This window comes from Mesorhizobium sp. ZC-5, assembly GCF_025753855.1.
In the GTDB taxonomy this organism is placed as follows: domain Bacteria; phylum Pseudomonadota; class Alphaproteobacteria; order Rhizobiales; family Rhizobiaceae; genus Neomesorhizobium.
Map to the genome: position 1 here is coordinate 1 of NZ_JAOWPT010000071.1, position 510 is coordinate 510.

The 510-nt window shown below is 68.0% G+C and carries 1 pseudogene; it reads left to right on the forward strand.

The features are described from left to right. Positions 1-510, forward strand: a pseudogene (locus OHD58_RS30550) (branched-chain amino acid ABC transporter substrate-binding protein); the annotation flags it as partial.

Genomic DNA, 510 nt, shown 5'->3' on the forward strand with positions numbered 1-510 from the left:
CGCGACCCGCTTCGGCGGCCAGATCGTCGCCGAAAAGCTGTTCGAGGACACCGGCACGGCGCGCCGCACCGATTCCGGCGTCGTCCAGATCCAGCGCCAGATGCCGGTGTTCACGCAAGACCTGCCGGAGCACGATGTGCTTTTGGTGGCCGACGAGAGCGAGGTGTTCGGCACCTATGTGCCGTTCCGCACCTGGATTCCGCGGCCCGTGGCCGGCACCGCCGGCCTGGTTCCTTCGGCCTGGCATCCGGCCAGCGAGCAATGGGGCGGCACCCAGATCCAGAACCGCTTCGCCAAGGCCAACGGCCGCCGCATGCTGTCGAAGGACATGGCGGCGTGGACGGCGGTGCGCATTCTGGGCGAGGCGGCGACCCGCACGCAGGGCGCCGATCCGGTGAAGATCGCCGGGTTCATCCGTTCCGACGACTTTTCCATCGCCGCCTTCAAGGGCCAGAAGCTGACCTTCCGCGAATGGAACCAGCAGCTCCGCCAGCCGATCTTCCTCGGCGA